The following is a 26,929-nucleotide window of genomic DNA, read 5'->3' as shown; positions in this document are numbered from 1 at the left end:
CGGTGCTGGGCCGGAACCTGCACCACCTGCGGACGCGCCCTACCCACCACACCCAGCAGAAGAAGACAGCCCCCGACCTAACGAAGCACTACTAGGACTTGTCCGGCCGATCATGTGACTGCGCTGTGTCCGGGTCGTTGTTGTGGGCATGGGGCGGGGTGATCTGAGCGATGCGGAGTGGGAACGGCTGCGGCCGTTCCTGCCAGTGAGCAAAGGGCGTTGTGGCCGGTGGCGTGACCACCGGCAGGTAATCGACGGGATTCTGCACCGGGTGCGGACCGGGGTGCAGTGGCGTGACCTGCCCGAACGGTTCGGCCCATGGAAGACCGTCTATGAACGGCACCGGCTGTGGTCCGCCGACGGCACCTGGGAACGACTGCTGCAGCAGGTCCAGGCCGAGGCTCATGCCGCGGGTGAGATCGACTGGGACATTTCGGTTGACTCCACGATCGTGCGCGCGCACCAGCACGCGGCCGGTGCCCGCACCGGCCCGCCGCCGGACCCTGCCTCAAAGGGGGCCGAAACGGCAGAACATCAGGACGAGACGGCGTGGCAGAGCCTGCACGGCCGGCTGGTGGAGGTGGTGCGGGAGGTGAGGGCCTGGGCCGCTCGCGCGGCGGGTTCACCACCAAGCTCCACCTGAGCGCGGATGGCGGCTGCCGCCCGCTGTCCCTGGTGGTCACACCTGGACAGCGGGCGGACTGCACGCAGTTCAAGCCGGTTCTGGAGAAGATCCGTGTGCCCCGGCCGGGTCCGGGCAGGCCACGCAAGAAGCCTGACAGCGTCGCGGCCGACAAGACACCCCCCAAGTGCTGTCACGGAACAGGAAAAAGAGACACTAGCGCCGACCACTGACAATCACTGCTGCAGCCGGCTGCATTGCCCGTAGTGGTCGGCTGCCGAGCTGGCCGCGCTGGCGGCGAAAGCTGGAGACGAAGTAGACCGCCGAGCCCGGCCAGCTGGACCATCACCACCGCACGCAACCGGGCGATCGACCGCCTTCGGCGTGAGGCGTCCCGCAGCGAACGGCATGCCCAGGCCAGCCCTGCTGTACCCCCGCGACGAACCGGCCGAGGAAGGTCCCGTGCGCGACGACCGGCTCCGCCTGATCTTCACGTGCTGCCATCCCTCCCTGGCCACGCCCGCCCAGGTCGCGCTGACGCTGCGGCTGCTGGGAGGACTCACCACCGCCGAAATCGCGCGCCCCAGCCCCCTCCACAATCCCTGCGCACAGGCGGGGTCGCTGAAGATCGCTCGGACAGGACCTGGCCAGCGGTTTGCCGGTGCGCCCGGACGATCAGCCGCCTGCCGTACGTGAGGCAGCGTGCGCGGGCCGGCTGGCCCGGCAGGCATCCGGGCGTCCGCTGGTAAAATGGGGGCACGCTTCGACACCGCCGGGGCCCGTACCGAGGGGTACGGGCCCCGGCGCTTTCCGAGCGCCAGACCGAGGAAGGTTCCCCATGAACGCGAAGCCGCAGGCCCCTGGACTTTCCCGTGCAGGCAAGCCCCGGCGTGCGACGGCGCCGCAGGGCGAACTCTCGATGCCGGAGACAGTGGCCCCGGGCCTGCCGCCGGCCGAGTCCTTCGACGTACTCGGGCTGCCGCCGGAGCTGACGAAGTCGATGATCAGTCTCGGGGTGAAGGAGCCTTTCCCGATCCAGGCGGCGACCCTGCCCAACGCGCTGGCCGGCCGCGATGTCCTCGGCCGAGCGCGAACCGGCTCCGGCAAGACGCTTGCCTTCGGGCTTGCGCTGCTCGTCCGGACGGCAGGCCTGCGAGCGGAATCGAAGCGGCCACTCGCACTGGTCCTGGTGCCGACCCGGGAACTCGCGCAGCAGGTGAGCGACGCGCTGGCGCCGTGCGCGCTGGCGCTGAATGTGCGCCTGGCGACGGTGGTCGGCGGGCTGTCGATCAACCGGCAGTCGGCGCTGCTGCGGACCGGCGCCGACGTGGTGATCGCGACGCCGGGGCGGCTGGCCGACCTGGTGTCGCGCCGGGACTGTCACCTGAATCAGGTGCGGATCACGGTGCTGGACGAAGCGGACCAGATGTGCGACCTGGGGTTTCTGCCGCAGGTCTCGGAAATCCTGGACCAGGTCCGCCCCGACGGGCAGCGGCTGCTGTTCTCGGCCACGCTCGACCGCAACGTCGACCAGCTGGTTCGGGGCTACCTGCACGACCCGGTGCTCGCTTCGCTCGACCGGGTGGCGGGCTCGGTCACCACGATGGAACACCATGTGCTGAACATCCACGCCGCCGACAAGTACGCGACCGCGACCGAAATCGCCGCGCGGGACGGCCGGGTACTGATGTTCCTGGACACCAAGGCCGGCGTGGACCAGTTCACCCGTCACTTGCGAGCCAGTGGTGTACGGGCTGCCGCCCTGCACAGCGGGAAGTCGCAGCCGCAGCGCACGCACACGCTCGCCAAGTTCAAGGACGGTGAGATCACCGTGCTGGTGGCCACCAATGTCGCGGCGCGAGGTATTCACATCGACGCGCTCGACCTTGTCGTCAACGTCGACCCGCCGGCCGATGCCAAGGACTATCTGCACCGTGGCGGGCGCACGGCGCGCGCCGGGGAGTCCGGGAACGTGGTCACGCTGGTCACCCCCAACCAGCGGCGCGATGTGAACCGGATGATGGCCGACGCCCGCATCCGGCCGACTGTCACACAGGTGCGCTCCGGCGAGGAGAAGCTGTCCACCATCACCGGGGCGAAGCGCCCGCCGACCGCGGCGAAGAGTAGTGGCGGCAACGCCCCCTTCCGCGGCCTCGGCACCCGTCCGGGCCGCCCCGCGAAGGAGTCCCGCAAAGCCGCCGAAGCCCGCAAGACAGCGGAAGCCCGCGCGGCGGCCCGGGTGCGCAAGGGCCGCTGACGCCGGACGGACCTGCGCTGCGGGTGGCCGGCTCCGCCGGAGGCCCCGGAGGAAGCTCGACGGCTCGACGCGACTCTGTGTAGCGGTGTGGGAAAGTCTGGCAGGGAACGTAAGGCTGGCCGTGGGCGCTCATGGCTCGCACCGGACGCGTTGCCTCAGGAACGGTGCTGGTTCGGTGCTGACTTGATCCAGTCAGACCACGGAAGTCCGCAGGTGGGAGCTCTGATCGGATGAGTTGTCGTACCACTCGATGGTGGTGCCGATAAGGCTCGCGGCGACAATGCGCTTGAGGGAGCTGGGGGTTGGCGGGGCGGATGCCGTGGCAGCCATGGTCACCACTTCCGGGCGGGTTACGGGGACGTTTACGTTTCGCCACACCGTAGAAACGCGCAGGTCAGTGGCACATGTGGTGGGACACCATACTTCAGTCGCCCGCTGTCCGTGCAGCACCCATGACAACCTTGGAGAGGCCGGTGGACCGCCGAACGCGGGGCGTTCCCCCGATGAGCTTGCGAGCCTGCATCCCTGGTGGCGTGCCGAGGAGGGGGGCGTCGGTGGGGGCGTGCCCGACAGAGGTTCTCGCTGCCTGCGCCGGCTAGTTGATAAGGCGGGCGGGCGTGGTGGCTGCATACAGCACGTACTCCACTGGTCCGCGCCGGAAGAGCCGGGTCCAGGCGAGGGCCAGCAGCATGGCAGCCGCGACGAAGCCGAGGAGGACTGGTAGAGCAGCGGAGTCCGGCAGGTCGTCGATGCCCAGTGCCTTGATGGCGATGATGTGGCCGACGTAAGCGGTGAGGGAGATGGAGCCGACTGCGATGACGGGCGCGGCGAGCCACCGCAGGCGCGCCGACCGGTCCGTGGCGATGAGACAGGCGGCCAGGGCCACCAGGGCGACGCCGGTGTTGCCCAGGATGGACCATGTCGTCTGGCTGTGCGGCGCGGCCACCAGCAGCCAGGCGGGAACGCCTGCGGTCGGGTCCTCGCCCACACCGTCGGACCACCAGGCCGAGGCTGCCGCCCCGGTGTCCGTGGCCGCGTTAACTGCGGCCTGCGCGCCCGGGACCAGGTGCAGGGCCAGCCATGAGCCTCCGTAGCCGAGCACGGCCAGCGCGCCGCCGGACAGGGCGACCTTGGCGGGTACGCCGGGCCGCTTGAGATCGAGCTTGGCCACGGCCATTCCGGCGATGATGAAAGGCAGCCACGTCAATACCGGGTACGCGCCGGTGACGAACAACTCGACGATCCCGTCGGAATCGGTGATTCGGGTGAGCGGGTCGTAGGCGATGACGGCATCTGCCCAGCTTCCGCCCTCGACCGCAGCACGGAGCAGATACAGGACTTGGGGCAGCACGAGCGCGGCCGACGCGGCGATGAGGGCCAGGGTGGCGGCCCGTAGCCGGTACAGCGGAAGGGCGAGGACGAAGAGCACTCCGAAGTGGGTGAGGATCACGTCGATGTCGGTGTCCAGCGAGGTCAGGGCGTATCCGAGGGCGATCAGGACGACGGAGCGGATCAGTACCCTGCCCACGGCCTGCCGCCCCGCGCGCCCGGTCCGCGGCTGCGGCCGGCCGGTGAGAAGGATCAGTGTGAATCCGGCGAGCAGCGCGAACAGGGCGGAGGACCGGCCACGGGTCAACTCCATCACCCAGCCCAGCGGGCCGCCCACCGACGGCTCGGGACCGACGTGGGCCGCGTACATGCCGAGGACGGCCAGGCCGCGGGCCAGGTCGAGGCCGATCAGCCGTCCCGTCGACGGCGTACGGGAGGGGGAGCGGCCTGCCCCGGCCACGGGTGCCGCCTCACACGGCGCGGCCGCTGATCCGTCGCGCGTCATACGTCAAGGGTTGTGGATGCTGCCAAATTCAACCATCCGACAGGTGTCCGGAACCGCCCCGCCGACTGGCTGGCGCACCCCCGCCGCCTGGCCGGATGCCGTCCGACCGGGGGTGCTCGGGAAGCAGACGCGGCGCGACTGCCGGAAGTCCATGGACGCGGGCTCGGAGCGCGCACACAGCCCCCGTCCGGTGTGGGCGGCGGCGCGCGAGCTGATACACCGGTGCTGCTGCGGCTGAAGCCGAAGTACGGGGGCAGGCCCGAAAGTTGAACCAGCCGTTCCGCCCGCTGGCCGCCCCTGTGCCTCCACCCCTTGACTGTTCTGCGTTCATCTACTTCGGCGAGCCTCGTCCCGCACCATCGGGATTCGGACGCAGGAGCTGAGATGGGCCACGGCCACGGTCATACACACGACCATCCGCACCACGACCACCACGGAGCGGAGACCGGGTCGCTGCCTCCGGCGCTCGACACCTCCGTGCCCGACAGCGAACTCACGCCCGAGCAGCACTCGCGCCGCTCGATGCTGCGTCGCGCGGGCCTGCTGGGGGCCGGGATAGCCGGTGCGAGCGTCCTGGGCGGAGCGACGGCCGCTGCGGCCGATGTCCAGGCGAGCGAGGGCCGTGGGAGCAGCAGGAGTGGCGGGTTCCTGTGGCTCGCCGGTGACCACCACATCCACACTCAGTACAGCAGCGACGGCAAGTACCGCGTCATCGACCAGGTGAAGCAGGGCGCGCGGCACGGCATGGACTGGCTGGTCATCACCGATCACGGCAGCGAGACCCACGCCAAGATCGGTGTGGAGAAGGTCAACCCGGACATTAAGCACGCCCGCGAGGAGTTCCCGGACGCCCTGGTCTTCCAGGGCCTGGAGTGGAACATCCCGGCCGCCGAGCACGGCACGGTCTTCGTCCACCCCGGACGCAACGAGGTCTCCGTGCTCAAGGAGTTCGAGACCTCCTTCGACGGCAGCCTGCGCAACGCCGGCGACAGCACCCCCGCCAACGAGGCGCTGGCGATCTCCGGTCTGCGGTTCCTCGCCGAGCAGGTGGAGCGCCGCAAGGTCAAGGACGCGCTGATGCTCGCCAACCACCCGGCTCGCCGGGGTGTTGACTCGCCGCACGAGATCCGCGGCTGGCGCGACGCGACGGGCAGCCACCGCCAGATCGCGGTGGGCATGGAGGGCGCGCCGGGTCACCAGGCCGCGGGCCTCCCCGCCCCGGGCAGCGGCCGGGCCCGCGGTTTCTACGACAACAATCCGAGCGCCAACTCGTTCTCCGGCTTCCCGCTGGAGAGCTACCGCACCTGGGGCGGCTTCGACTGGATGACCGCCACCGTCGGCGGACTGTGGGACAGCCTCCTCGCCGAGGGCAAGCCCTGGTGGATCACGGCCAACTCCGACTCGCACCAGGTCTACGCCGACACCTCCAAGCGCGGCGGCCCCGACAGCGACTTCACCGCCAACGGCCGGCACACCGACCCCGTCTACTCCGGCAGGACCGACCTGGCCCAGGGCGACTACTGGCCCGGCCAGTACAGCCGTACGCACGTGGGCGCCGACGGATTCTCGTACGCCGCCGTCATGGACGGTCTGCGGGCCGGCCGGGTGTGGGTCGACCACGGCGGCCTGATCAGTGGTCTAGACGCGCGGGTCAAGGGCGGCGGGCGCTGGGCGACCCTGGGCGGCGCGCTGCACGTCAGGCGCGGTACCGAGGTCGAGCTGAGCATCGAGGTCGCCCTCGCGAACGGTCCCAACTGGGCGCAGTTCGTACCGCAGTTGGCGCGGGTCGACGTCGTCCAGGGCAAGGTCACCGGCCAGGTCGCCGACAGGGACACCTTCACCGCCCCGACCGCGAAGGTCGTCCGGTCCTTCGAGGTGAACAAGTCGACGGGCGCGGTCCGCTTCACCTACCGCCTCGGCCGGGTCGACGACCCGCTGTACGTCCGGCTGCGCGGGACCGACGGCAAGCGCTCCGCCGTCGGCGCGGGCGGCGTCTCGGTCGACCCCGCAGGCCCGGCGCTCGACGTGGTCGGCGCCGCGGACCCGTGGAACGACCTGTGGTTCTACTCCAATCCCATCTGGGTCCTGCCCGCATGACCCCACGCCTGACGGTGATCGGCGTCGATACGGGCTGCACCGGCCTGCGCGACGCCGATCACCTGGCACGGGAACTCGCCCCGCCCGGGACGGTGTTCGCCTGTACACATCTGATCCGCGACGGCCGTCCGCACATCGCGCTCTCCTTTGCGGTGCCCGCCGGGGCTGCCGTCGGCCACGCCTGGCGGCACCTCGCCGAACAGGGGGCGGGCGCGGCGCTGGGGGACCGGCGCTCGGGTCCCGCGGAGCTCTCGGCGGGAGCCGTACAGGCCGCCGCAGAGCACACGGCCCGCTCGGCGGGCCGGGCGGTGGTCTTCCCCGGCTCGCCGGCGCTCACCGGCACGCTCGCCGTCGCCGCGCTGTCGGCGGCTTCCGCGATCGACGAGGTCACCGCGCTGGGAGCGGCCGGCCCCCTCGACGCCGGGCAACAGATCGTCACCCGCGACCATGTGCGGCCCGAGTGGCGTGCGGGACGGCTGGTGCTGACGGTGATGCCTGCGGCGGGTGGCACCCTGATCCCGTTCGAGGTCCCGAACCCAACCCCGTGCTGTGCGGATCACGGCCACGACGACTGACGACCGGACGACACGCCTGGGGCCTCTCGGACGACCGAGACCCCATGCCGCGGTCCGGCTGCCGGGGGCTGACGTTTCGCTGAGTGGCTCTGACATCTCCAACTCAGACGCGGAGCCGGCCGGGGGCGAGGAGAATCCGTGCCGGCGCGCGGGACTGCTCGGTGCGGCCCGGCTCGGCCCACGATCAGGGGGCGGTGCCCTGACTCGGCTCAGTGACGCCGAGGAAGATGCCGCCCGGCGTCTTGAGGTCGTCGTTGTAGAGGTGGAATGCCCGGAGCGACCTGGCGACCTCTCGCTGGGAGATGAAGGCGTCGCCGTCCAGGTCCAGCCGCTGGAAGATGATCTCGGCGTCAGCGCTGGAAATCTCGCAGACGGCCAGGTACCTGGCGAACTCGTCCCTGCTGATCCGCTTGTCGCCGTCGACGTCCAGGACATTGAAGATGGCCTGGGCCATGTCGTCCAGCAAGTGGGACGCATGTGTGCCGTAATCCGCAGAGCGGTGCGCCGCGACGAACTCGTCCTGGGACAGACGGTCCTGCCCGGGATTCGCCTGCGTCAGGAGTCCCAGCCATTGCGCCCAGTACGCCTTCTCCACCGACTTGATCCTGGCGTCGTTCTTCGCCAACGCATAGCCGGTCACGTACTTGTCCACGATCCGCTGGTAGTCACCCCACGTGACGAAGCCGTCTTCGTCGGTGTCCAGGACCGCGAAGAGCCGCCGGAGTCGACGGGTGATCGGATCGAACGTCGCCATGCGTTCCGTGTCCTTCCGATTGAGCTGATTGACGATGGTGCTTGCATACGGCTTCGTGTCGCCTCGCGGCCGGTGTCGTGGGTGCCCGAGCCGTGCTACGGCTCACCGACCACGGCGGCGTTGAAACGTGCGAAGCAGCAGGGTTGAGAGGCAGCCGACGATGCTGGGCAGCGGGACGGCGATGACGCTGGTCCATGCCTGCTGCATGCTGTCTGCGTTTCTCGAGAACGAATTTCAACATGTCAGACGTCCATAGGCCCCCGGAGGTTCACCGCCCGCCGAACGATCATGCCGTAGACCTGGGTAACCGGGGTCTTCCATCGAGTTCATCCCGCATCAGGCGCCGGCACGGACATCGGTCGACCGATTCAGACGTCTAAGGATAGAAGCTATCCGTATTTTGCCTCAGTGTTGCTACGCGGCGCCCGCCGCAGTCAGCAGCGCGACCGGCAGGAGCAGAAGCCACTGCGGAAGCCGGAGCAGTGGCTTCGGCCAGTCGACCGACAGTGAGACGGACAGGAAGGCTGCTGCGTAGGCGAAGAAGTGCGCGGCCACGAACCACGCGACCAGGCCGGTCCCTGGCGTACCGTCCGCCAGCGCGAGGTAGACCAAGGCGGCTGCGGAGAGCACCAGGTCCACGGTGACCATGTGCCACACGGCATGCAAAACGCCCTTGGGTTCGTCCGCGATCCCGCAGGCCAGCAGTGGGCGCACTACGTCCCGGTGCCCGGCGACGATGTGAACCGCGCTCACGCCGAATGCGGTGATGCCCGCTGCGAGGAGCCAACCGTTCATTGGATTTCGATTCCTTTGGCTACGACGGCAGCGAGCCGGCCGGCCAGCTGCGGGGTGGGGTGCTCTCCGACCAGTCCGATGTGGAAGAAGACGGCTCCTGCCAGCGTGTCCAGGATCAGGTCCACGGGTGTACCGGCCGCGATCTCCCCGCGGAGCACGGCGCGTTCGAAGACGATCAGCAGCCGTTCCTTCGACGGGGCCAGGAAATCGCTGCGGATGCGCGCCTTCAGGGCCGGGTCGGCGGCGAAGTCGGCGAGCAGCCCAGGGAGCGCCGCTGCGGCGGAAGGCGAGTGGAACTCCTCGACCAGGCCCTGCACCAGTAGGGCCAGGTCCCCGGTCAGCGTTCCGGTGTCCGGTACAGGAGCGTGGTCGGCGGTCGTGAACACGGCTTCGAAGACCAGCTCCGGCTTGCCCGGCCAGCGCCGGTAGATCGTGTCCTTGCCGACACCGGCCCGCGCCGCCACAGCCCCGATCGACGTCGCGGCGTAGCCGACCTCGGCGATCAGCTCTGCGGTCGCGCTGACGATCGCCTCGTGCGAGCGGGGGTCCCTGGGACGGCCCCTGGAGGGCAGAGAGGAACTCATGGAATTTATCTTACGGGTCGACCCGTTTGATAAACACACCGGGTGGCGCCTCGCCGAGGAGGCGACCGTGCTCACGGCACCAGGGCGGCGCGGTCCCGGGCCGCCCGCACTGCGGCGGAGAGGCCGGCGATGTCGTACGCGCCGTAGTGGCGGCGTCCGTTGACGAAGAAGGTCGGGGTCCCCGATACGCCGCTGAGGTCTGCGGATTCGACGTCCTCGGCAACCTGGGCGGCGCCGGAGTGCGCTCGCAGTTCCTGGTCGAAGCGGTCGGTGTCCAGGCCGATGTCCTCCGCGTAGCGGAGCAGGTCGGCGGCCTGCAAGGCCCCCTGGTGCTCGAGCAGGAGGTCGTGCATCTGCCAATAGCGGCCCTGTTCGCCCGCGGACTCTGCCGCTTCTGCAGCGAGTTGGGCGTGCGGGTGGACGTCATGGAGGGGAAGGTGCCGCCAGATGTACCGGACGTCTCCGTAGTCGGCGAGCAGCTCGCGGACAACGGGCTCCGCCTGTCCGCAGTATGGGCATTCGAAATCGCCGTACTCGACGACTGTCACCGGGGCGTCCACGGGACCGCGTACGTGGTCGCGGTCGAGGTCGACGGGTGCCGCCAGGTCGACGATGCTCTCGGCCTTGCCGAGCAGGGCGCGGATCCGAAGGTGCTGGGGAAGAATCCCGATCACCCAGGTGACGGCCCAGGTCACGGCGAAGGAGCCGACCACCGCACTCAGAATGCCGATTTTCGCGTCGGCGAGCTGGTCGCCGTCGAACGCGAGGGTCGCGATCAGCAGGGAAACGGTGAAACCAACGCCGGCGATGGTGCCTCCGGCCGCGATGGCACCCCAGCCGACCGGCGGGCGGAGCCGTCCGCGGCTGAGCCAAGTGGTGAGCAACGAGGCGCCGAGAATGCCGACGGGCTTGCCCAGCAGGTAGCCGAAGAGGATGCCCAGTGTGATCGGCGAGGTGAAGGCCCGTGCCAGCTGGCTGCCGCTGATCGTGATGCCTGCGTTGGCCAGCGCGAACAGGGGCACGATCACATAGCTCGTCACGGGGTGATACATCCGCTGCAGTCTCTCGTTGGGGGAGAGCGCCGAGGCGAGTCCGAGCCGCGCGGAACGCTCGAGCTCTGGAGTCGGCTGCTCACGGAAGAGCTGGAACAGGCCGCTCGCACGCTCCAGATCGCTGCGTGTCGCGGGGTATGCGTAGGTCAGCAGCCCCATGGCCAGACCAATGACGATTGGATCGACACCGGATTCCAGCAGCGCCACCCACGCCGCTACCGCGAGCACCGCGTACACCGCGCCGCGGCGCACACCAGCGGCTCGCACGAGCAAGATCACAACAAAGATCCCGACGGCCGTCACCAGCGCCGTCACAGAGATGTCGCTGCTGTAGGCGACGGCGATGACTCCCAACGCCACGAAGTCGTCGACGACGGTGACTGTGAGGATGAAGGTACGCAGACCCCCGGGTAGGCGGTCCCCGAGCAGGGCGAGCATTCCCAGGGCGAACGCCGTGTCGGTGGACATCGCGACGCCCCAACCGTGTACCGAGCTCTGTCCGGCGTTGACGGCGAGATAGATCGCCACAGGGATGAGCATTCCGCTGATGCCGGCGAGCAGCGGAAGCGCCACCCGTTTCCGTTCGCGCAGTTCGCCCATGTCGAACTCGCGGCGCGCCTCAAGCCCGATCACCAAGAAGAACAGAGTCATGAGCCCGCTGTTCACCCAGTCGCGCAGTTCGAGTGACACGCCATGCGAGCCCAGACGGACCGACAGATGCGTCTGCCAGAACGACTCGTACGACCAAGGTCCGGCATTGGCCCAGATGACTGCCGCCAGCGCCGCGGCCAGCAGTACGGCGGCGCTGCCGGTCTCGGTGCGCAGAAAGTCACGCAGCGGGGTTCGCATGTCGTCGCCGCATGCGGTCTGCCCGGAAAGATCTGGAGTCTCCGGCTGCCGAGTCACCCCTCCATACTCTCGCCGCCGTCAGCAACGGGCCGGTGACACCGCCGCCCGAACCAGCGACCGTTCACTCGCGCGAAGCTGCCGTCCAAGTCCCCGGCGGCGGCGGACCGGTCGGCGAAGGCGGTGAAGGTGGCGGAGGCGGTGACGGTGGCGGAGGCGTACCGGGCACCCCTGTTGGACGCGGCCGGGCCCGGGGTCTGTGACGTGAACCGGAGAGGTGGGACGATAGCCGCACAGGCCATGTCGGCGGTCGGTACACGTTCCTGTGGGGGCACTCATGAATATCTGGCTCCCAATCCGGCTGTTCGCCGCAACGGCCGCGACCGGCCTGATGCTCACCGCCTGCGGGGGTTCTGGCGGGTCCCCGGCCGCGACAAGATCGCCGTCCGCCGCACCGGGAACGTCCTCGCCGTCTCAGTCGCCAGCGACGCCCGTCCCCTCGGCCACCGCGGGGACGACACCGCCGGGCACGCAAGCGCCTACGACGCCCGCACCCGGCGGCAGCGCGCCGGCGCTCGGCTCGGGGCGTCTCCAGCCGTTGTGGCCGTTCGCCACGCTCGCCGAAGCCCAGGCGTGGCAGCGTGACTATCGCTCCGGCGGGCACCAGCCCTGGCATCTCGACCCGGGCCGGACCGCACTGTCCTTCACCCAGGGCTACCTCGGCTTCCGGGACATCGGCCGGATCTCCTCGCGCACCGTCAGTGGTCCGCACGCGCGCATCGGCGTCGCACTGAGCGGGCCCGAGGGCGGCACCGCGGCGATTGTCCACCTCGTGCGGTACGGCACCGGCCCCGACGCCCCGTGGGAGGTCGTGGGCACCGACGACACGACGTTCTCCCTGACCATGCCCGGATACGGGTCGCTCGTGCGTTCCCCGATGGTGACCGGCGGGCGGATCACCGGCGTGGACGAGGGCATCCGCGTGCAGGTGCGCCAGCCGTCGTCCGGTGCGCTGTTGGGCAGCTCGTGCTGCACCTCGGCGGGCGGCAACAACCAGCCCTGGCAACAGTCGGTGTCCTTCTCCGGAGCCCGCGACCGAGTACTCACAGTCGTCGCATCCACCGGCGGGCACATCGCCGAGGTCGAACGCTTCACCGTCACGGCGGTGCGAACCCGCTGACCGGCTCACCTGATCTTGCTGCCGGTCAGTGGTGGCAGGACGTCCCGGTCGACAGTGTTTGCCGGGGCCGGAGGTGCGGGCGCCGTACCCGGTCCCGGCCGTAATAGGTCTGCTTCCACCTCATCGAGTAGTACAGGTAGTTCGGCTCGGAGGTGTCGGTGCCGGACTGGGCATGAAAGGCGCGGCAGTACGTGTTCCCTTCACCGGGGGCGTCGCCGTCCGGGTAGAGCAGGATGCCCGTGACCCCGTGCATCCCTGCCCCTTCTCCGGTGGTGTAGACGATGTTGGCGCCTTCCCGGTAGTCGGTGATGCGTGCCCAGAACGGTGCGTGCAGGCCGAGCGCCCTGGGAAGTTCCAGCTGGCTTTCGATGAACTCGCAGCCTCCGATCATCCCGTCGGCGAAGGACGCCTCGGCTGCCATGTACGGCATGGCGAACATCTCGCCTTGGCTCTTGGCGAGGAGGAAGTCCGCGGCTTCCAGCAGAGTCAGCCTTTCGGGGGGTCGCGTCTGGAGAGACTGCGGCGTCTGCAACTCCTTGGGGGCGTACAAGTCGCAGTCAGTCATGGAGAAACACCTCCGAATTCTGGTGAATCTTCTGCGTCCCGCTCCGGGCGCCCTCTGCAACGATCGACCGCTCAGGGCACACCGAGACCGCCAGGCCGCGGCGAGGCCGATCAGCCGTCTTGGTGACGGTGTACGGGAGGGGGAGCGGCCTGCCGCGGTTGCCGACTCGGACGACACGGCCGCTGATACGTCGTGCCTCATACGCTCAAGGCTTGGGGAAGCTGCCAGCTACAACCATCCGGCAGATGTCCGGAACCACCCCGCCGACTGGCTGGCGCTCCCCCGCCGCCTGGCCGGATTCGGTGTCGGGCACCCGCGGGGCGTCTCTCGGCGTGGTACGAATCGGACAGTGGTCCGATTGCGAGTGGAGCCCGCGTGATCCGCGTATTGGTGGTCGACGACGAGGCCCTGATCCGTAAGGGCTTTCAGCGCATCCTCGACACGGCGGACGACATCCAGGTCGTGGCGACGGTTCCCGGCGGCCAGGCGGTCCGGACGGCGCAAGAGACACGTCCCGACCTCGTGCTGCTGGACATCCGGATGCCGGACGTGGACGGACTCACCGTCCTGGCCGGCCTCCGACGGCTGCCGGACCCTCCTGTGGTGGCCATGCTCACGACGTTCGACATGGACGAGTACGTGGCAACGGCACTTCGCTCGGGCGCCGCCGGGTTCCTGCTCAAGGACACCGACCCCGAGGAACTTCCCTTCCTGGTGCGGACCCTGGCCGACGGCGGCACCGTACTGTCGTCCAAGGTCACCCGGACGGTCGTGGACGGCTACCTGGACGCCGGCCCCCAGGTACCCGCCGCCCGCAGCCTCCACCGGCTGACCGACCGCGAACGCGCCGTACTCCTCCTCATCGCCGAGGGACTGTCCAACGCCGACATCGCCACCCGGATGCACCTGAGCACCGGCACGGTCAAGGACCATGTGAGCGCCATCCTCACCAAGCTGGAAGTGGGCAGCCGCGTCCAGGCCGCCCTGCTCGCCGAACGGGCCGGCCTTCTCAAGCCGCCGAGGAACCAGGAGGGGGAATGACCCCCCACCGCCTGCCCGCCCCGCTGCTGGACGCCGGCCTCGTCGCGGTCTCGCTGCTCGACGTCTGGGTCCATTTCGACAGCGAGGAGCCGCTGCGCATGGCGTGTGCGGTGGCCGCTGCCTTCGCTCTTCTGCTGCGCCGTCGCCTGCCGCTGCTGACCTTCCTGCTCACCCTGCCCGCCGTCCTGTTCTCCGACGCGATCCTTGCCGCGCTGGCCGCGCTGTACACACTCGCCTCACTCACCCGCCGCCGCACCCTGCTGGGCGTCTGCGTCGCGGCGTACACGTTCAGCAGCATGTCCTCGTGGCCGTCACCGACGTTCGACCTGTCGAACACCCAGACACTGATCACTCTGGGCTACACCGCGGCTACGGGGGCCGCTCCGGTTTTCCTCGGCCAGCTCGTCCAGGCCCGGCGTGATCTGTCGCTGCGGCTCGCCGAGATCTCGGCGGCGCGTGACCACGAGCGGTTGCTGACCGACCAGACAGTGCTGGCCAGGGAACGCGCGCAGCTCGCCCGCGAGATGCATGACGTGGTCTCTCACCAGGTCAGCCTGATTGCGGTGCGGGCCGGAGCGCTCCAGGTCGGCACCCGGGACGCCGAGGTCAAGGAAGCCGCCGCCGCGATCCGGCGGCTGAGCGTGCAGACCCTGGACGAACTGCGGCACATGGTCAGCGTCCTGCGCGCCTCCGGGGGCCGCCCCACGGAGCTGACCCCGCAGCCGTCCCTGGCCGACCTGCAGCGGCTGGTCGCCAGTAGCGGCATCGAGGCCGAGTTGCAGACGGACCTGCCCGACGACCTTCCGCCGACCGTCCAGCGCGCCATCTACCGCACCGTCCAGGAGGCGCTGACCAACGTGCGCAAGCACGCTCCTGGCGCCAACGCGAGGGTTCGTATCCGCCACGAGGGCGGCGCTGTCCGTGTCACAGTCACCAATACCGCACCGACCCGGCCCGCTCTCCCTCTGCCCAGTGCGCACTACGGCCTGGTCGGCCTGCGTCAGCGCGCCGCGCTCCTCGGCGGCACTGTCAGCTCCGGCCCGACGGCCGACGGCGGCTACGAGCTTCGACTGGAGCTTCCGGCCATGGGCACGTCGTGACCAGGTGGCACGATCGTGAGTGTTGACGGAATGCTCGCGCCCGGAGACCGGCAGGAGTCGCGGCCCTTACGGGCGAGCGGTTACGGTCCCGTCGGCGGCCTGCGCGCAGCGTACGTTCCCGCGCCCGCCGCCAGCAGGATCACGCAGCCCGAGAAAATCAGACCGGCCTGGCGCAGCCCGAGCCATGTGGCCATGGCGCCGACACCGACCACCGGCACCGAGATCCCGGCGTAGGCGACGACGAAGAACGCCGAAATGGTGCCGCCACGACGCCGTGCCGGGGCCGCGCCGCTGACCAGGGTGAGCGCCGCGCGAAAGGCCAGTCCCTGGCCGACGCCGCCGCACAGGGCGCCCAGGACGAGCAGAAGCATGGATTCGGCGATCAGAGATGACGCCACCAACAGCAGGCCGACGACGAGGATGCCGCACCCCACGGGGAGCGCGGGGCGCGCGCCGATCCGTTGTGTCAAGGACTGCCCGACGGTCGAAGCGAGGAAGACGGAGAACACCACCGCGCCGGAAAAAGCCAGGTTGTGCACACCCAGCGTCTGCGAAGCAAAGCTCGGCGCAACCGCCGTGAACAGCCCGAGAAGCGCGAAGCCGACGAACGCGGCCAGCGAGGCGGGCGTGAACACACCCTTCACCTCCGGAGGCACCGTGACGCCCTGCGGCGTCAGAGGTGGCCATCGTTTCGGCTCCGCCACGGTCTCCGGCAGGAACCAGGTGATCGCACCGGCCACAGCCACCAGCCCCAGGTGGACCCAGAACGGCAGCATCAGTGGCCACGGCGCATACTGCGCGAGGAACCCGGAGAGCAGTGGCCCGCAGCCCAGACCACCCATGTTCGCCGCGGTGGCGGCGAACCCGGCCCGCGCCTTCTGCCCAGGACCGGCCAGCTCGATGACAGCCGCTGTGGCAGCGCCGCTCAGCAGACCGGCCGCGAAGCCGGACAGCAGCCGCCCCGCGAAGAGCAGAGGCAGACCGCTCTCCAGGAGGAAGCATCCCGCACTCGCGGCCGACAGAACCATGGCGCACAGGAGCACAGGTCTGCGGCCGACCTCGTCGGAGTAGTTTCCCGCCACCAGCAGTACGGTGATGACCGCGACGGCATATACGGCGAAGACAACGGTCACCATCAGCTCGGAGAACCCGATCTGTTCCTGATAGAGCCCGTACAACGGTGTGGGCAGCGTGGTCCCGGCCATCCCGATGGCGAACACCACTGCCGCAGCAAGATAGCCCGGTCGCCAACCGACGCCTGTGCTCACTGCGCCCTTGCGAACGGTCACGCACCTCACCCTACGAGCGCACCCTCACCGCGGCAGCGCCCCGCGCTGCCTGTCGAAGCCGTGGGTGACCCAGGGCATCATCAGTCCCAGAGTTTGTACGTCATTTCCCGCTGCGTGTGCGCCGGCCTGCTGTCGGTGTAGACGAGTTGCATCCGGGTGAAATGCTTCAGCTCAGGATGCTTCTTCCAGGTCTCCGGGCGATCGAGTCTCACAGTGACGGGGTAGGAGTGGAACTTGCCTGCGGCGCAGTAGGGCTGACAGTCATTCACTACGTCGAGTCCCCTGCCCATGGCGGACGTCGGTCCCCAATTGGACCACCGGAGTTTGGTGAGGCGGTTATTGCCGTCCCCGCAGGCGAGCAAGAAGTCGGCAGGGCGTACTTGTGACTTCGAGAAACAGTCGACGGCCACAACGTCAGCGGGTGAGGGTGCCCCTGTGGAGGCGGATGCCGGTACTCCCGCTGCTGCGAGCGCTGCGGCAGCACACAGCATGACCGCTGTTTTGAGCTTGTGTCTCTGCATGCCGGCTCCCCAGCTGCCTCATTTCGAGCCCACGTGGCTCAGTCGTCGGTAGTTCCTCAATCGACGCTACGACCGTGCCCAGGGATGCACCACCGGTACGGGCGACAGCCGTGCAGAGCAGGAAATTCCGGCCGGCTCGGTCGGTCGCCTCTCAGCCGCGCTGGGCCGCCGCCAGGGCCGCACGCAGCGTCGCGGCGTCCGCGCTCGCGCCAGGGTCGTCCCCGGAGATGCCGAGACCCTGCGGGTTCTTCGCGTACGGAACGACATAGGCGGGCGTGTCGCGCTGGAAACGCCAGCTGTCGGCGAGAGGCCCCGCGTCCACGGCGTCGTATCCGAGGAGATCGAGCAGCCGGGTGGCGGCGGCCTTGGCCTCGGGGTCATCGCCGGCGATCGGCAGAGCCGAGCGGTCGGCAGCGCCCGAGGGCCTGGCCAGCGCGGCAAGGTGCGCGAAGAAGATGCTGTTGAACGCCTTGACGACCTTGGCGTCCGGCAGATGCCGCTGGAGGAGTGCGCTGGTGGTGGTCGTTTCCGCGTCCAGTTCGGCGATCCGTCCGTCGCGCTCGGGGTAGTAGTTGTTCGTGTCGAGAACGACCTTTCCCGCCAACGGCGCCACCGGCACCTGGCGGTAGTTCTTCAGCGGGACGGTGACCACGACCCAGTCGCCGTCGGCCGCCGCCTCCGCGGGTGTCGCGGCCCGCGCGCGCGGGCCCAGCTCCGTCACCAGGTCGGCGAGGGTCTCAGGCTCGCGTGAGTTGCTGAGCACCACATCGAGCCCGGCGGCGACGCCGAGCCTCGCGAGGGTGCTGCCGATGTGTCCACTGCCGATCAGTCCAAGAGTGCTCATGCCGATGACAGCCGGACACACGGCAGCGGTATTCCCCGTCCCTACACCCTGGGGGGTATTCGGCCGCCTTCGGCGCAGTCGCCTGATGATCGGATCGCCTGGAGATCAAGAAGGTCGCGGTCGGAGTCGAGACGGTCCAAGAGGTGCCGGATCGGCGGGTCGGACCTCGTCGCGGACGAGGTTGACGACCTGGTCGGCGATCGTGTCGAGGATGTCCGCCGCGACGGCGTCATCCCCGAGAACGAGGAAGTTCAGGGTCAGTCCGTCGGTCATGACGGCCAGATAGCGGGCCAGCACCGGGACGGGGACGCGGAGTTCGAACCTCATGCTGTGACGAAGCTGTTCGATGAGTTCGGTGAAGGCGTCGGAGTACAGCTCGTACTGCCGTCGTGCCAGATGCTCGAATCCCGGCTGGCGCAGGGCGTACTGCGTGAGTTCGTAAGTGAGCATGTGTTCCCCGGGGTTGGCGGACACATGGTCCCAGTAGGCCTGGAAGCCGGCCCGGATGGTCTCCCGAAGGGTGGCCTTCGGCCGGATCGCCTCCTTCACCACCGTGACGTAGTGATCGGTGATCGCCGCGATGACGGACTCGAGCAGGGACTGCTTGGAGTCGAAGCAGTAGTGGAAGACGCTCAGTGAGACGCCCGCCTCGGCGGCGATGGACCGGGTCGTCGTCCTGGAGACACCGTCGCGGGTCATCGCGCGGATCGCTGCTTCGATCAGCTGTCGGCGCCGCTCGGCCGACGGCATCCGTGCCATGGCGTTCCCTTCGGTCTTGTACAGCGCCGGGGCACGTGGCCGGGGCCGGCCGGATCAGGAGAGCTGATCCGGCCGGCCCCGGCCGTTGGGCGCTCCATCGATGGCGTCAACTGCTGTAGACGCCGACTTCGCGGAGGGAATAGCCCCAACTTGTGCCGCGCTCCAGCCCGTGGACGCGTACGTAGCGGGCTGACGTTCCGGTGAACTGCGCCGTGTCCAGGCCGCCGTCACCGGCGGTCGTGGACCATACCGACTGCCAGTTCGTGCCGTCGGTGGAGACCTCGATGCGGTATGCCTTCCCATGGGCGCGCTCCCAGTCAAGGGTGACGCGCTTGACCGGGGTGGGGTTCCCGAGGTCGATCCGGAGCCACTGGTCGTCGCTCCAGTCGCTCGCCCAGCGGGTGTCCGCGTTGCCGTCCACGGCCCTGCCGGGTGCGTAACTCGTGAACAGGCTCCACTCCGACGAACTGGCCGAGGCGGACGAGCCTGCGGCAAGGTTCACTCCGGCCTTGTGGTCCTCGGACGCCTTCCAGGTGTCGAGGTAGGACTCGGCGCCCCGGAACAGGTCGTCCACCACACCCTTGCCGCCGACGATCCGGATGTCCTCCAGCCAGTCCGGGACCAGACCGTAGTGTGCGGCGCCGTCGGTGTTGATGTCCCAGGTGCGTTCGCCGGTGGTCTGCTTGTCGATGACGGCGCTTCCGTCGGCGCTGCGGAAGGGGTACCGAACCGGGTTCGGGGTGTCCGCGCCGCGGGGGCCCGGCCAGCCGCCGACGCCGTTCATGTCGGTGCCGTAGCCATAGCCGACGTTGTACTTGTCGCGCAGCGCGTCCGTGCGCTTCGCCTCCTCGCTGAACCCCTCTGCGCCGTGCATGTACTGGGCGATGAAGCCGCCGAGACGGTAGACCCGCTCGGTCCAGTTGAGGTCCATCCAGCTGTGCGAGGAGATCACACCGGGGTACGACTCGGCCTCGAAGATGTCGAAGGCCCGGCCCGCGGCCTTGACGCTCATATGGTCGATCTCCAGCATCATCTTGCGTTTCATCATGCCGCGCACGGCGTACTCGCCGAGGTCGGTGAGACCGCGGGTGTTGCACTGCGCGTCAGCGTCGTACGCCGGGACGTGCACGCCGGCGGGCAGCTCCTTCTCCGCGTTGGGCGCCGACGCGAGTCCGATGGGGTTGTCGTGCTGCGGTCCTGTGCACTTCTCCGTCTTCCAGAAAGTGCCGGTCGACAGGAACTGGCCGACGTTGATCGCCGTGCCGAGGGCGCCCGAGTCGAACCGGACGCCGCACAGGGCGTTGTCGAACTTGTGGCACAGGAACATGCTGCGTACGCCCAGCTTGTGCAGCTCGTCCAGACCGCGGTCGATGTCGTCCTTGCCGCACTGCGCGACGTCCAGGATCTGCTTGCAGCCGAACGGCTCGGAGGTCTCGACCCCCAGAACGACGGCCAGCTTGCCCTGCTTGACGACCTCGCGGGCCTGTGCGCTGTCGGTGACGATCCTGAACCAGCCCTTGCCCGGGCCGCCGTACATCTTGTCGATGAAGGCCTGCATGTCGTACGTCTTCTGCGCCTGCAGGCGGATGGAGGTCATCTCGTCGCAGCTGCGGTCCTTGAAGAAGTAGACCGAGCAGATCACGCCGTTGGTGACCAGGTCGTTGACGAGCACTCGCTGACCGCCGCGCCAGGCCCGTTCGACCCAGGCGTAGTAGTTCTGCTGATGGGTCAGCGAGTCATGGGCGGGCCAGTCCTTGAAGGTCGGCCATCCATTGGGGTCGTGCTTGCCGTCGCCGCCCTTGGTGATGAAGTCGAAGATCGCGAGTGAGCCGTCGGGGTAGTGCTCGGGGCAGTCCTTGAGCGCGTCGGCGATGCCCAGTTCGGAGAACGTCTTGCCACAGATGAGCCGGCCGCCGAAGGCCTCGTTGGACATCAGGTGGTTGTGGGCGTCGACGAAGCCCCGAACCTGCCCCTGGGCGTCGGTTCCCTTGAAGGGCTCGCCCGTGACATTGATCTGCGAGTCGGGCGCGGGTCGCGCGGCCGGGGTCCACCAGTCGGACTCGGCCGAAGAACTGGGCGCTGGGCCGAGGACCATGGCCACCACGGTGAGGAGCAACGACAGAACCGCGATGGGCTTGCGTTTACGGTGCGAGTGTCGAGTCATGGGCATCACTCATGCCTTCGGTGAGCGGATGGTGGGGGGTGCGGAGCCGATGCCGTCCGGGGTCACGTCCGCCCGGCCCGGCGGATTGTCATGACCCGTGCAAGCAATGCGACGAGAATCGCGACTATCACACTCGGAGTCAATAGTCCGGGACAGGTGACCTGATGGCTCGACAGATCCGCCGAACTCGTAGGGTGGGCCGCCCCGTCATCGCCGTCACGGACGGCCACGCACGGATGCTCGTACGCCGTGAATCGCTGGACGACATGAGCCGCCGGGACATCGGCCCGTAGGACGGCATCCGTGCGGGCGAAGGCCGGAGGGCCGGCGGGAGGCATGCCGATGGCCGGCGCCCGCTTCGGGCGCCGGCCATCGTGTGGGGCGGGTCAGTCGCTGGGGTCGTGGGCGCCGACGAGCTCGTCGAGGACGTCTTCCATGGTGACGAAGCCGAGAACGGTGCCCTTGTTTCCGGTGACGGCGGCCAGGTGCGTTCCGGCCGCGCGCATCGCGGTCATGGTGTCGTCCAGCGGAGTGTCCAGGGCGACCTTCGTGATCGGGTGCAGCGTGCTGCGGGGGAACGGCTGGGTACGGTCGGCGGCGCCGAGGGCGTCCTTGATGTGGAGGTATCCCAGGATCGCCTCGCCGGGTCCGGTGACCAGGAGGCGGGAGAAGCCGTTGGCGGCGGCAGCCCGTTCCAGGCCCTGCGGGGTGATGTCGTGGCCGACGGTGATCATCTTGTTCAGCGGCACCATCACTTCGCCCACCGGGCGGGTGCCCAGTTCGAGTGCGTCCTGGAGCCGCTCGCCGTCTTCGGGGTCGAGCAGGCCGGCGGCGCTGGAGTCCTTGACCAGCCGGGCGAGTTCGTCGTCGGTGAAGACGGAGGAGACCTCGCCCTTCGGTTCGACCTTCATCAGCCGCAGCAGGGCGTTGGCGATGGCGTTGATCCCGAAGACGACCGGCCGCAGGGCCCGGGTGAGGGCGACGAGCGGGGGGCCGAGCAGCAGAGCCGTCGGCGCGGGCGCGGCGAGCGCGATGTTCTTGGGGACCATCTCGCCGACCAGCATGTGCAGATACGTCGCCAGGGTCAGCGCGATGACGAACGCGATCGGGTGGATCAGCGCGTCGGGGACTTGGATGGCGTGGAACGGCGGTTCCAGCAGGTGCGCTATGGCCGGTTCCGCGACCGCGCCCAGCACCAGCGAGGAGACGGTGATGCCGAGTTGGGCGGTGGCCATCATCGCCGAGAGGTGTTCCAGGCCCCACAGGGTGGTCTTCGCCCGTCGGTTGCCCTTGAGCGCGGCCGGTTCGATCTGACTGCGCCGCACTGAGATCAGCGCGAACTCACCGCCGACGAAGAACGCGTTGGTGACAAGGGTGAGTGCGCCGATCAGCAGCTGGATCGTGGTCATCGGGCCCTCTGCTCGGGGGTGAAGCCGGTGGGCGCGGTCATGGCGACCCGGTCGGCGCGGTGGTGCTCGACATCGAGGACGGACAGTTCCCAGCCGCCGACGGCGACGGTGTCACCCTCGACGGGGATGCGTGCGAGCTGGGTGGCGATCAGGCCGGCCAGGGTCTCGTACGGGCCTTCGGGTGCGGCCAGGCCGATCTCTGCGAGCTGGTCGACGCGGATGCTGCCGTCGGCTTCCCACACTGGGCGGCCGTCCTGGTCCGGCGCCCGGAGAAGGTCGGGGACCTCGAGAGGGTCGTGCTCGTCGCGGACTTCGCCGACGACCTCCTCGACGATGTCCTCGACCGTGGCGACGCCCGCGGTGCCGCCGTACTCGTCGATGACCACAGCCATGGTGCGGGCCTTGCGCAGCCGCCCGAGCAGCGTGTCCACCGGCAGCGAGTGAGGCACCAGCAGCGGGTCGGTGGCCAGGTCGGTGACCGGAGTCATGGCCCGCTTGTCCTCCTCCAGCGCCAGTACGTCGCGGATGTGAAGGGTGCCGATCACCTCGTCCAGGCTGTCGCGGTAGACGGGGAAGCGGGACAGTCCGGTGGCCAGGGTCAGGTTCGCGGCGTCGGCGGCGGTGGCGTGGGCCTCCAGGGCCTGAACATCCACGCGCGGGGTCATGACGTTCTCCGCGGTCAGTTCGGCCAGGTGCAGGGTGCGGACGAACAGCTCGGCCGAGTCCGCTTCTATCGCGCCCTGGCGGGCCGAGTGCTGGACGAGCGCCACCAGTTCCTCCGGTGTACGGGCGGAGGCCAGCTCTTCCTGCGGTTCCAGGCCGAAGCGGCGTACCAGACGGTTCGCGGTGTTGTTCAAGTGCCGGATCAGCGGCGCGAAGGCGGCCGTGAAGCCGCGCTGCGGACCGGCCACCACCTTGGCCACCGCCAGCGGGCTGGAGATCGCCCAGTTCTTCGGTACGAGCTCGCCGACGACCATCAGCACCACGGTAGAGAGCGCGACGCCCAGCAGGGTGGCGGTGGTCGAGACTGCGCCGGCGGGCACTGAGACGGCTTCGAGCGGGCCGCGCAGCAGGGCGGAGACGGACGGCTCGGCGAGCATGCCGATCACCAGCGATGTCACCGTGATGCCCAGCTGGGCACCGGACAGCTGGAAGGTCAGGCGCTTGGCGGCCTTCAGGGCGCCCTCGGCGCCACGCTCGCCGGCCGCGGCGGCACGCTCGAGTTCACTGCGCTCGACGGTGGTGAGCGAGAACTCGGCGGCGACGAACACCGCGCACGCCAGTGTGAGGGCCAGCGCGAGGAGCAGCAGCAGGACTTCGGTCACCGTGCCACCCCCGCTCCCCGGCTCAGATTCTGCGGGCAAGGCGTGGCACGGCTCGGACTGGGAGGATCACCCATTGCGGGTCTGCTGCTCCTTCTTGGCTCGGTGGATCGGGCGGACCCACAGGTGGTTGTGCTGGCGGTGGGGGTAGTGTCCCCGAAGCCATGGTAAAGGGTCGGCAAAGTCCCCTCGTCCGGTTGTTCCGGCTCCCGGGCCGGACGATTTCGGGCCTTCCCCTCCATGCCGCCGGGATGCAGTCCTGCGGGGCGTCATGCCGGCTAGAGCGGGGTCGCGGCTTTCAGGATGAAGAACAGCGTGACGGCCGAGTTCGCCGAGGACAGAGCCGAGACCGTGGCGCCCGCCGCCGCACCCCAGGCGGCCAGGCCCACCATGGTGAAGACCGGCGGCCAGATGCGTGCGGCCGGCGCCGGTCCGAGCAGGGCGGCCACCCGGCGCGGCACGGGCCCGGCGGCCGCGAAGCCCGCGAGCGTCGCGATGGGCGCGCCACGTGAGACCAGAGCCGCCTTCCCGATCGCCCGCGCCACGGTGCGGCGGTTGCCCACGTGGGCGGCCGCGTCCTCGTCGGCCCACCGCTCGGCGTTGTACATCACGGCCGTACGCAGCGGCCGCAGGAATGGGTTGGCCCGCGCTGCGAGCTGCACCGCCAGCAGGAAGCGGTGATGACGGGCGGTCAGATGGACGCGCTCATGAGCGAACAGAGCCCTGCGCTCGGCGGATGTCAGTCCGGCGAGCATGCCGGTGGTGACCACGATCCGGTCCCGCCTGCCCGGTAGCGCATAGGCGTACGGCGTCACGTCGGGCAGCACCGCCACCGGAGTTGCGGGCAGCCGCGCCAGCGCGCGCCCGGCGCGGCGGCGTACCCGGTGGTGCCCCCACGCCGCCCGCGCGCACGCGGTGATCACGGCGATAAGGGCGGGGATGGCGACCTTGCCCGCGACCTCGTCGTACGGCACCGCCTCGCGCACCTCGGGGTCCGACCAGCCGTCCGGAAGCGGATTGCCCGGCAGCTGCGCGGTGCCGACCACCATCAGCAGCGCCAGGCACAGCGTGCTGCACACCGCGAGCACCCCGGCGACCGCGGACAGCAGCCAGGTGGCGGCGCGCGGATGCAGGTGCTGTTCGGCCAGGCGCGCGATCGGCCACGCCGTTAACGGCAGAACCAGCGGCAGGAGGACGAATACCCCCATGCCCTCAGTCTTCCTCTTCGCCGGGCAGTTGGGCCAGTAGGTCCCGCAGTAGCCGCTCATCTCCTGGCGACAGCACGGTGACGAAGCTCGCCAGTACCGCCTGCCGGTCCGTCTCGGCGTCCAGGACCCTGCGCATGCGCAGGGCGGCGAGCCCCGCCTCGTCGGCGACCGGGGTCCACTCGAAGGAACGGCCCACTCGCTCCCGGGCAACCGCGCCCTTGATGTGCAGGCGGGTCAGGATCGTCATCACGGTGGTGTAGGCGAGATCGCCGCCGAGCCGCTCCTGCACCCAGGCCGCGTTCACAGGCCTTGGCGCCTGACGCAGCGCGGCAAGCACCTGCGCCTCCAGCTCGCCCTGGCCGCGCCGGCGGGGATGCCGGCCGGCGCCGCCCTTGTTCTGGCCTGCCATGCCGTCTCCCTCCCACCTGCTCCTGCCCGGCTGTGGCTGCGGGGCGGTTCATCGTACTGAGTCGTGGTCTGCGCGTCCGTTGCTGTTTGCATGGTGTTGGTCCCGCCCCTTCGTCCCATCATCTTCTACGCCGTTGTAGATGCCTGACCGCGAAGCGTGCCCTGACGTGCGCTCACGTTCGGCCGGGCGCGGCGCGCCCGTCGACTCGGGGAAGCCCTTGGAAACTTCTACAGTGCCGTAGATTTCGGGTTCTGCCACTCGGTGAGCCGAGCGCCCGCGCTCGACTCTCGGACACGGAAAGGGGTGTGACATGGGCGTAAGCCTCACCAAAGGCGGCACCGTCTCGCTCAGCAAGGAAGCTCCTGGTCTGACCGCGGTAATGGTCGGCCTGGGCTGGGACGTCCGTACGACCACCGGCGCCGACTACGACCTCGACGCCAGTGCCCTGCTGGTCAATGAATCCGGCAAGGTCACTTCGGAGAAGCACTTCATCTTCTACAACAACCTCATCAGTCCGGACGGGTCCGTCGCGCACGCCGGGGACAACCTCACCGGCGAGGGGGAAGGCGACGACGAGGCGATCAAGGTCAACCTCGCCGCTGTGCCCGCCGACATCATGAAGATCGTCTTCCCTGTCTCCATCCACGACACCGAGAACCGCGGCCACAACTTCGGACAGGTCCGCAACGCGTTCATCCGCGTCGTCAACCAGGCGGGCGGCGTCGAACTCGCCCGCTACGACCTCTCCGAGGACGCCGCCACCGAGACGGCGATGATCTTCGGGGAGCTCTACCGGCACGGCGCGGAGTGGAAGTTCCGCGCCGTCGGCCAGGGCTACGCCTCCGGCCTGGCCGGCATCGCCGGCGACTTCGGCCTGAACGTCTGACACGGCAGATGTCTGCGGGCGGGCCGGGCCCCGGGTCCGGACGCCCGCAGCTTCCTATTTCTACATTGCTGTAGATTCGGATGTGTCATCCCAATGCGTCACCGGGCCGCCGCACTTCGGCCCCCGAGCACCAGGAGGAAACCGGTGGGAGTCACGCTGACCAAAGGCCAGCAGATCAGCCTGGAGAAGACCGACGGGGGCAAGCTCAACGTCGTACGGATGGGGCTGGGCTGGCAGGCGGCCCCGCGCAAGGGCTTCCTCGCCAAACTGACCGCCCGCGAGATCGACCTCGATGCCTCCGCGGTGCTCTTCGCCGGCAAGGATCCCGTGGACGTGGTCTTCTTCCAGCATCTGATCAGCGACGACGGCTCGGTCCGCCACACCGGCGACAACGTCGTCGGCGGCGCCGGCCAGGGCGGGGACGACGAGTCGATCCTTGTGGACCTGCCGCGCCTTCCCGTCCATGTCGACCAGATCGTCTTCACCGTCAACTCCTTCACCGGGCAGACCTTCGCCGAGGTACAGAACGCGTTCTGCCGCCTCATCGACGAGACCACCGGCCAGGAGCTGGCCCGCTACACCCTCTCCGGCGGCGGCTCCTACACCGCTCAGATCATGGCCAAGGTCCACCGCTCCGGCGGCACTTGGAACATGTCCGCCATCGGGGAACCGGCCAACGGCCGCACCTTCCAGGACCTGCTGCCCGCCATCGCATCGCACCTCTAGTAGGACTCCGTTAGGTTGCTCTGGCTCTTGGGTTCTGGCTGGTGGTGGATGTTCTGGGCAGGGGGCGGTGGCAGGTGGTGCAGGTGCCGG

24 protein-coding genes and 2 pseudogenes are annotated in these 26,929 nt (G+C 69.2%); 11 read left to right on the top strand and 15 right to left on the bottom strand.

From position 1 onward, the window contains the following. Positions 1 to 148: 148 nt before the first annotated feature. The 3 genes and pseudogenes from ACFYWY_RS36750 to ACFYWY_RS36740 all read left to right on the top strand — a co-directional run. Positions 149 to 798, top strand: a pseudogene (locus tag ACFYWY_RS36750) (IS5 family transposase); the annotation flags it as partial. 144 nt (positions 799 to 942) lie between these two features. Continuing rightward, positions 943 to 1,204 (top strand): annotated as a pseudogene (locus tag ACFYWY_RS36745) (RNA polymerase sigma factor); the annotation flags it as partial. Between the two features lie 256 nt (positions 1,205 to 1,460). Next, complete coding sequence (locus ACFYWY_RS36740) at positions 1,461 to 2,879, top strand: DEAD/DEAH box helicase (protein WP_389195395.1); 1,419 nt, start codon at positions 1,461 to 1,463, stop codon at positions 2,877 to 2,879. A 595-nt stretch (positions 2,880 to 3,474) separates the two neighbouring features. Here ACFYWY_RS36740 and ACFYWY_RS36735 read toward each other — a convergent pair. After that, positions 3,475 to 4,713 (bottom strand): DUF418 domain-containing protein, encoded by a 1,239-nt coding sequence (locus tag ACFYWY_RS36735; RefSeq protein ID WP_389195392.1) that lies wholly within the window; start codon positions 4,711 to 4,713, stop codon positions 3,475 to 3,477. 384 nt (positions 4,714 to 5,097) lie between these two features. On the opposite strand from ACFYWY_RS36735, the gene ACFYWY_RS36730 reads away from it, so the two are divergent. After that, positions 5,098 to 6,810: a PHP domain-containing protein gene (locus ACFYWY_RS36730; protein ID WP_389195389.1), complete on the top strand. Its 1,713-nt coding sequence runs from the start codon at positions 5,098 to 5,100 to the stop codon at positions 6,808 to 6,810. Then, positions 6,807 to 7,385 (top strand): hypothetical protein, encoded by a 579-nt coding sequence (locus ACFYWY_RS36725; protein ID WP_389195387.1) that lies wholly within the window; start codon positions 6,807 to 6,809, stop codon positions 7,383 to 7,385. The genes ACFYWY_RS36730 and ACFYWY_RS36725 overlap by 4 nt, the downstream gene beginning before the upstream one ends. Positions 7,386 to 7,569: 184 nt before the next feature. Here ACFYWY_RS36725 and ACFYWY_RS36720 read toward each other — a convergent pair whose 3' ends face one another. From ACFYWY_RS36720 to nhaA, 4 genes are all read right to left on the bottom strand, one after another. Continuing rightward, positions 7,570 to 8,139 carry an EF-hand domain-containing protein gene (locus ACFYWY_RS36720; protein ID WP_389195384.1) on the bottom strand — a complete coding sequence of 190 codons (570 nt, stop codon included), beginning with the start codon at positions 8,137 to 8,139 and terminating at the stop codon, positions 7,570 to 7,572. Positions 8,140 to 8,553: 414 nt separating this feature from the next. After that, positions 8,554 to 8,934 carry a hypothetical protein gene (locus tag ACFYWY_RS36715; protein WP_389195381.1) on the bottom strand — a complete coding sequence of 127 codons (381 nt, stop codon included), beginning with the start codon at positions 8,932 to 8,934 and terminating at the stop codon, positions 8,554 to 8,556. Continuing rightward, complete coding sequence (locus tag ACFYWY_RS36710) at positions 8,931 to 9,518, bottom strand: TetR/AcrR family transcriptional regulator (RefSeq protein WP_389195378.1); 588 nt, start codon at positions 9,516 to 9,518, stop codon at positions 8,931 to 8,933. The genes ACFYWY_RS36715 and ACFYWY_RS36710 overlap by 4 nt, the downstream gene beginning before the upstream one ends. Before the next feature lie 71 nt (positions 9,519 to 9,589). After that, on the bottom strand, positions 9,590 to 11,419 hold the full coding sequence (nhaA, locus tag ACFYWY_RS36705) for a Na+/H+ antiporter NhaA (protein WP_389195399.1): 1,830 nt from the start codon (positions 11,417 to 11,419) through the stop codon (positions 9,590 to 9,592). A 334-nt stretch (positions 11,420 to 11,753) separates the two neighbouring features. On the opposite strand from nhaA, the gene ACFYWY_RS36700 reads away from it, so the two are divergent. Next, on the top strand, positions 11,754 to 12,596 hold the full coding sequence (locus ACFYWY_RS36700) for a hypothetical protein (protein ID WP_389195375.1): 843 nt from the start codon (positions 11,754 to 11,756) through the stop codon (positions 12,594 to 12,596). Positions 12,597 to 12,621: 25 nt separating this feature from the next. On the opposite strand, the gene ACFYWY_RS36695 is transcribed toward ACFYWY_RS36700, so the two are convergent. Then, a complete protein-coding gene (locus ACFYWY_RS36695) occupies positions 12,622 to 13,161 on the bottom strand; it encodes a hypothetical protein (RefSeq protein ID WP_389195372.1) in 540 nt (179 codons plus the stop codon). 375 nt (positions 13,162 to 13,536) lie between these two features. Here ACFYWY_RS36695 and ACFYWY_RS36690 point away from each other — a divergent pair, with 375 nt between their 5' ends. Together ACFYWY_RS36690 and ACFYWY_RS36685 are read left to right on the top strand one after the other, a co-directional pair. Next, complete coding sequence (locus tag ACFYWY_RS36690; RefSeq protein WP_389195369.1) at positions 13,537 to 14,202, top strand: response regulator; 666 nt, start codon at positions 13,537 to 13,539, stop codon at positions 14,200 to 14,202. Further along, a complete protein-coding gene (locus ACFYWY_RS36685) occupies positions 14,199 to 15,302 on the top strand; it encodes a sensor histidine kinase (RefSeq protein ID WP_389195366.1) in 1,104 nt (367 codons plus the stop codon). The genes ACFYWY_RS36690 and ACFYWY_RS36685 overlap by 4 nt, the downstream gene beginning before the upstream one ends. 80 nt (positions 15,303 to 15,382) lie before the next feature. Here ACFYWY_RS36685 and ACFYWY_RS36680 read toward each other — a convergent pair whose 3' ends face one another. From ACFYWY_RS36680 to ACFYWY_RS36660, 5 genes are all read right to left on the bottom strand, one after another. Beyond that, on the bottom strand, positions 15,383 to 16,591 hold the full coding sequence (locus ACFYWY_RS36680; protein WP_389195364.1) for an MFS transporter: 1,209 nt from the start codon (positions 16,589 to 16,591) through the stop codon (positions 15,383 to 15,385). Positions 16,592 to 16,671: 80 nt separating this feature from the next. Beyond that, on the bottom strand, positions 16,672 to 16,803 hold the full coding sequence (locus tag ACFYWY_RS36675; protein ID WP_389195361.1) for a hypothetical protein: 132 nt from the start codon (positions 16,801 to 16,803) through the stop codon (positions 16,672 to 16,674). 460 nt (positions 16,804 to 17,263) lie between these two features. Then, positions 17,264 to 17,956: an NADPH-dependent F420 reductase gene (locus ACFYWY_RS36670; protein WP_389195359.1), complete on the bottom strand. Its 693-nt coding sequence runs from the start codon at positions 17,954 to 17,956 to the stop codon at positions 17,264 to 17,266. 105 nt (positions 17,957 to 18,061) lie between these two features. Beyond that, the gene (locus ACFYWY_RS36665) at positions 18,062 to 18,715 is read right to left on the bottom strand and encodes a TetR/AcrR family transcriptional regulator (protein WP_389195356.1); all 654 of its coding nucleotides are present in this window, start codon (positions 18,713 to 18,715) and stop codon (positions 18,062 to 18,064) included. Between the two features lie 106 nt (positions 18,716 to 18,821). Next, the gene (locus ACFYWY_RS36660) at positions 18,822 to 20,885 is read right to left on the bottom strand and encodes a discoidin domain-containing protein (protein ID WP_389195353.1); all 2,064 of its coding nucleotides are present in this window, start codon (positions 20,883 to 20,885) and stop codon (positions 18,822 to 18,824) included. 158 nt (positions 20,886 to 21,043) lie between these two features. Between ACFYWY_RS36660 and ACFYWY_RS36655 the strand changes: the two genes are divergently transcribed. Beyond that, complete coding sequence (locus ACFYWY_RS36655; protein WP_389195402.1) at positions 21,044 to 21,172, top strand: hypothetical protein; 129 nt, start codon at positions 21,044 to 21,046, stop codon at positions 21,170 to 21,172. 93 nt (positions 21,173 to 21,265) lie between these two features. Here the strand turns inward: ACFYWY_RS36655 and ACFYWY_RS36650 are convergent, their stop codons facing one another. The 4 genes from ACFYWY_RS36650 to ACFYWY_RS36635 form a co-directional block, all read right to left on the bottom strand. Next, entirely contained in the window at positions 21,266 to 22,288 is a 1,023-nt protein-coding gene (locus tag ACFYWY_RS36650; protein ID WP_389195350.1) for a hemolysin family protein, read from the bottom strand. Beyond that, positions 22,285 to 23,613 carry a hemolysin family protein gene (locus ACFYWY_RS36645; protein ID WP_389195347.1) on the bottom strand — a complete coding sequence of 443 codons (1,329 nt, stop codon included), beginning with the start codon at positions 23,611 to 23,613 and terminating at the stop codon, positions 22,285 to 22,287. Before ACFYWY_RS36645 ends, ACFYWY_RS36650 begins: the two co-directional genes overlap by 4 nt. Before the next feature lie 275 nt (positions 23,614 to 23,888). Continuing rightward, the gene (locus ACFYWY_RS36640; protein WP_389195344.1) at positions 23,889 to 24,818 is read right to left on the bottom strand and encodes a M56 family metallopeptidase; all 930 of its coding nucleotides are present in this window, start codon (positions 24,816 to 24,818) and stop codon (positions 23,889 to 23,891) included. A 4-nt stretch (positions 24,819 to 24,822) separates the two neighbouring features. Continuing rightward, entirely contained in the window at positions 24,823 to 25,227 is a 405-nt protein-coding gene (locus ACFYWY_RS36635; protein ID WP_389195342.1) for a BlaI/MecI/CopY family transcriptional regulator, read from the bottom strand. A 310-nt stretch (positions 25,228 to 25,537) separates the two neighbouring features. Between ACFYWY_RS36635 and ACFYWY_RS36630 the strand changes: the two genes are divergently transcribed. Then, positions 25,538 to 26,113, top strand: coding sequence for a TerD family protein (locus tag ACFYWY_RS36630; protein WP_389195338.1), 576 nt, complete (start codon positions 25,538 to 25,540; stop codon positions 26,111 to 26,113). 156 nt (positions 26,114 to 26,269) lie between these two features. Beyond that, positions 26,270 to 26,839: a TerD family protein gene (locus ACFYWY_RS36625; RefSeq protein ID WP_389195397.1), complete on the top strand. Its 570-nt coding sequence runs from the start codon at positions 26,270 to 26,272 to the stop codon at positions 26,837 to 26,839. The last annotated feature ends 90 nt before the right edge of the window (positions 26,840 to 26,929 follow it).

The organism is Streptomyces sp. NPDC002870 (assembly GCF_042888505.1).
Taxonomy (GTDB): Bacteria; Actinomycetota; Actinomycetes; order Streptomycetales; family Streptomycetaceae; genus Streptomyces.
The sequence above is the reverse complement of the archived record's forward strand: the minus strand, read 5'-3'. Positions and strand labels throughout refer to the sequence as shown.

Coding starts and splice junctions, on each gene's coding strand:
- ACFYWY_RS36740 (WP_389195395.1), top strand. CDS start 1,461: ATGAACGCGAAGCCGCAGGCCCCTGGACTTTCCCGTGCAGGCAAGCCC.
- ACFYWY_RS36735 (WP_389195392.1), bottom strand. CDS start 4,713: ATGACGCGCGACGGATCAGCGGCCGCGCCGTGTGAGGCGGCACCCGTG.
- ACFYWY_RS36730 (WP_389195389.1), top strand. CDS start 5,098: ATGGGCCACGGCCACGGTCATACACACGACCATCCGCACCACGACCAC.
- ACFYWY_RS36725 (WP_389195387.1), top strand. CDS start 6,807: ATGACCCCACGCCTGACGGTGATCGGCGTCGATACGGGCTGCACCGGC.
- ACFYWY_RS36720 (WP_389195384.1), bottom strand. CDS start 8,139: ATGGCGACGTTCGATCCGATCACCCGTCGACTCCGGCGGCTCTTCGCG.
- ACFYWY_RS36715 (WP_389195381.1), bottom strand. CDS start 8,934: ATGAACGGTTGGCTCCTCGCAGCGGGCATCACCGCATTCGGCGTGAGC.
- ACFYWY_RS36710 (WP_389195378.1), bottom strand. CDS start 9,518: ATGAGTTCCTCTCTGCCCTCCAGGGGCCGTCCCAGGGACCCCCGCTCG.
- nhaA (WP_389195399.1), bottom strand. CDS start 11,419: ATGCGAACCCCGCTGCGTGACTTTCTGCGCACCGAGACCGGCAGCGCC.
- ACFYWY_RS36700 (WP_389195375.1), top strand. CDS start 11,754: ATGAATATCTGGCTCCCAATCCGGCTGTTCGCCGCAACGGCCGCGACC.
- ACFYWY_RS36695 (WP_389195372.1), bottom strand. CDS start 13,161: ATGACTGACTGCGACTTGTACGCCCCCAAGGAGTTGCAGACGCCGCAG.
- ACFYWY_RS36685 (WP_389195366.1), top strand. CDS start 14,199: ATGACCCCCCACCGCCTGCCCGCCCCGCTGCTGGACGCCGGCCTCGTC.
- ACFYWY_RS36670 (WP_389195359.1), bottom strand. CDS start 17,956: ATGAGCACTCTTGGACTGATCGGCAGTGGACACATCGGCAGCACCCTC.
- ACFYWY_RS36665 (WP_389195356.1), bottom strand. CDS start 18,715: ATGGCACGGATGCCGTCGGCCGAGCGGCGCCGACAGCTGATCGAAGCA.
- ACFYWY_RS36660 (WP_389195353.1), bottom strand. CDS start 20,885: ATGCCCATGACTCGACACTCGCACCGTAAACGCAAGCCCATCGCGGTT.
- ACFYWY_RS36655 (WP_389195402.1), top strand. CDS start 21,044: ATGGCTCGACAGATCCGCCGAACTCGTAGGGTGGGCCGCCCCGTCATC.
- ACFYWY_RS36650 (WP_389195350.1), bottom strand. CDS start 22,288: ATGACCACGATCCAGCTGCTGATCGGCGCACTCACCCTTGTCACCAAC.
- ACFYWY_RS36640 (WP_389195344.1), bottom strand. CDS start 24,818: ATGGGGGTATTCGTCCTCCTGCCGCTGGTTCTGCCGTTAACGGCGTGG.
- ACFYWY_RS36635 (WP_389195342.1), bottom strand. CDS start 25,227: ATGGCAGGCCAGAACAAGGGCGGCGCCGGCCGGCATCCCCGCCGGCGC.
- ACFYWY_RS36630 (WP_389195338.1), top strand. CDS start 25,538: ATGGGCGTAAGCCTCACCAAAGGCGGCACCGTCTCGCTCAGCAAGGAA.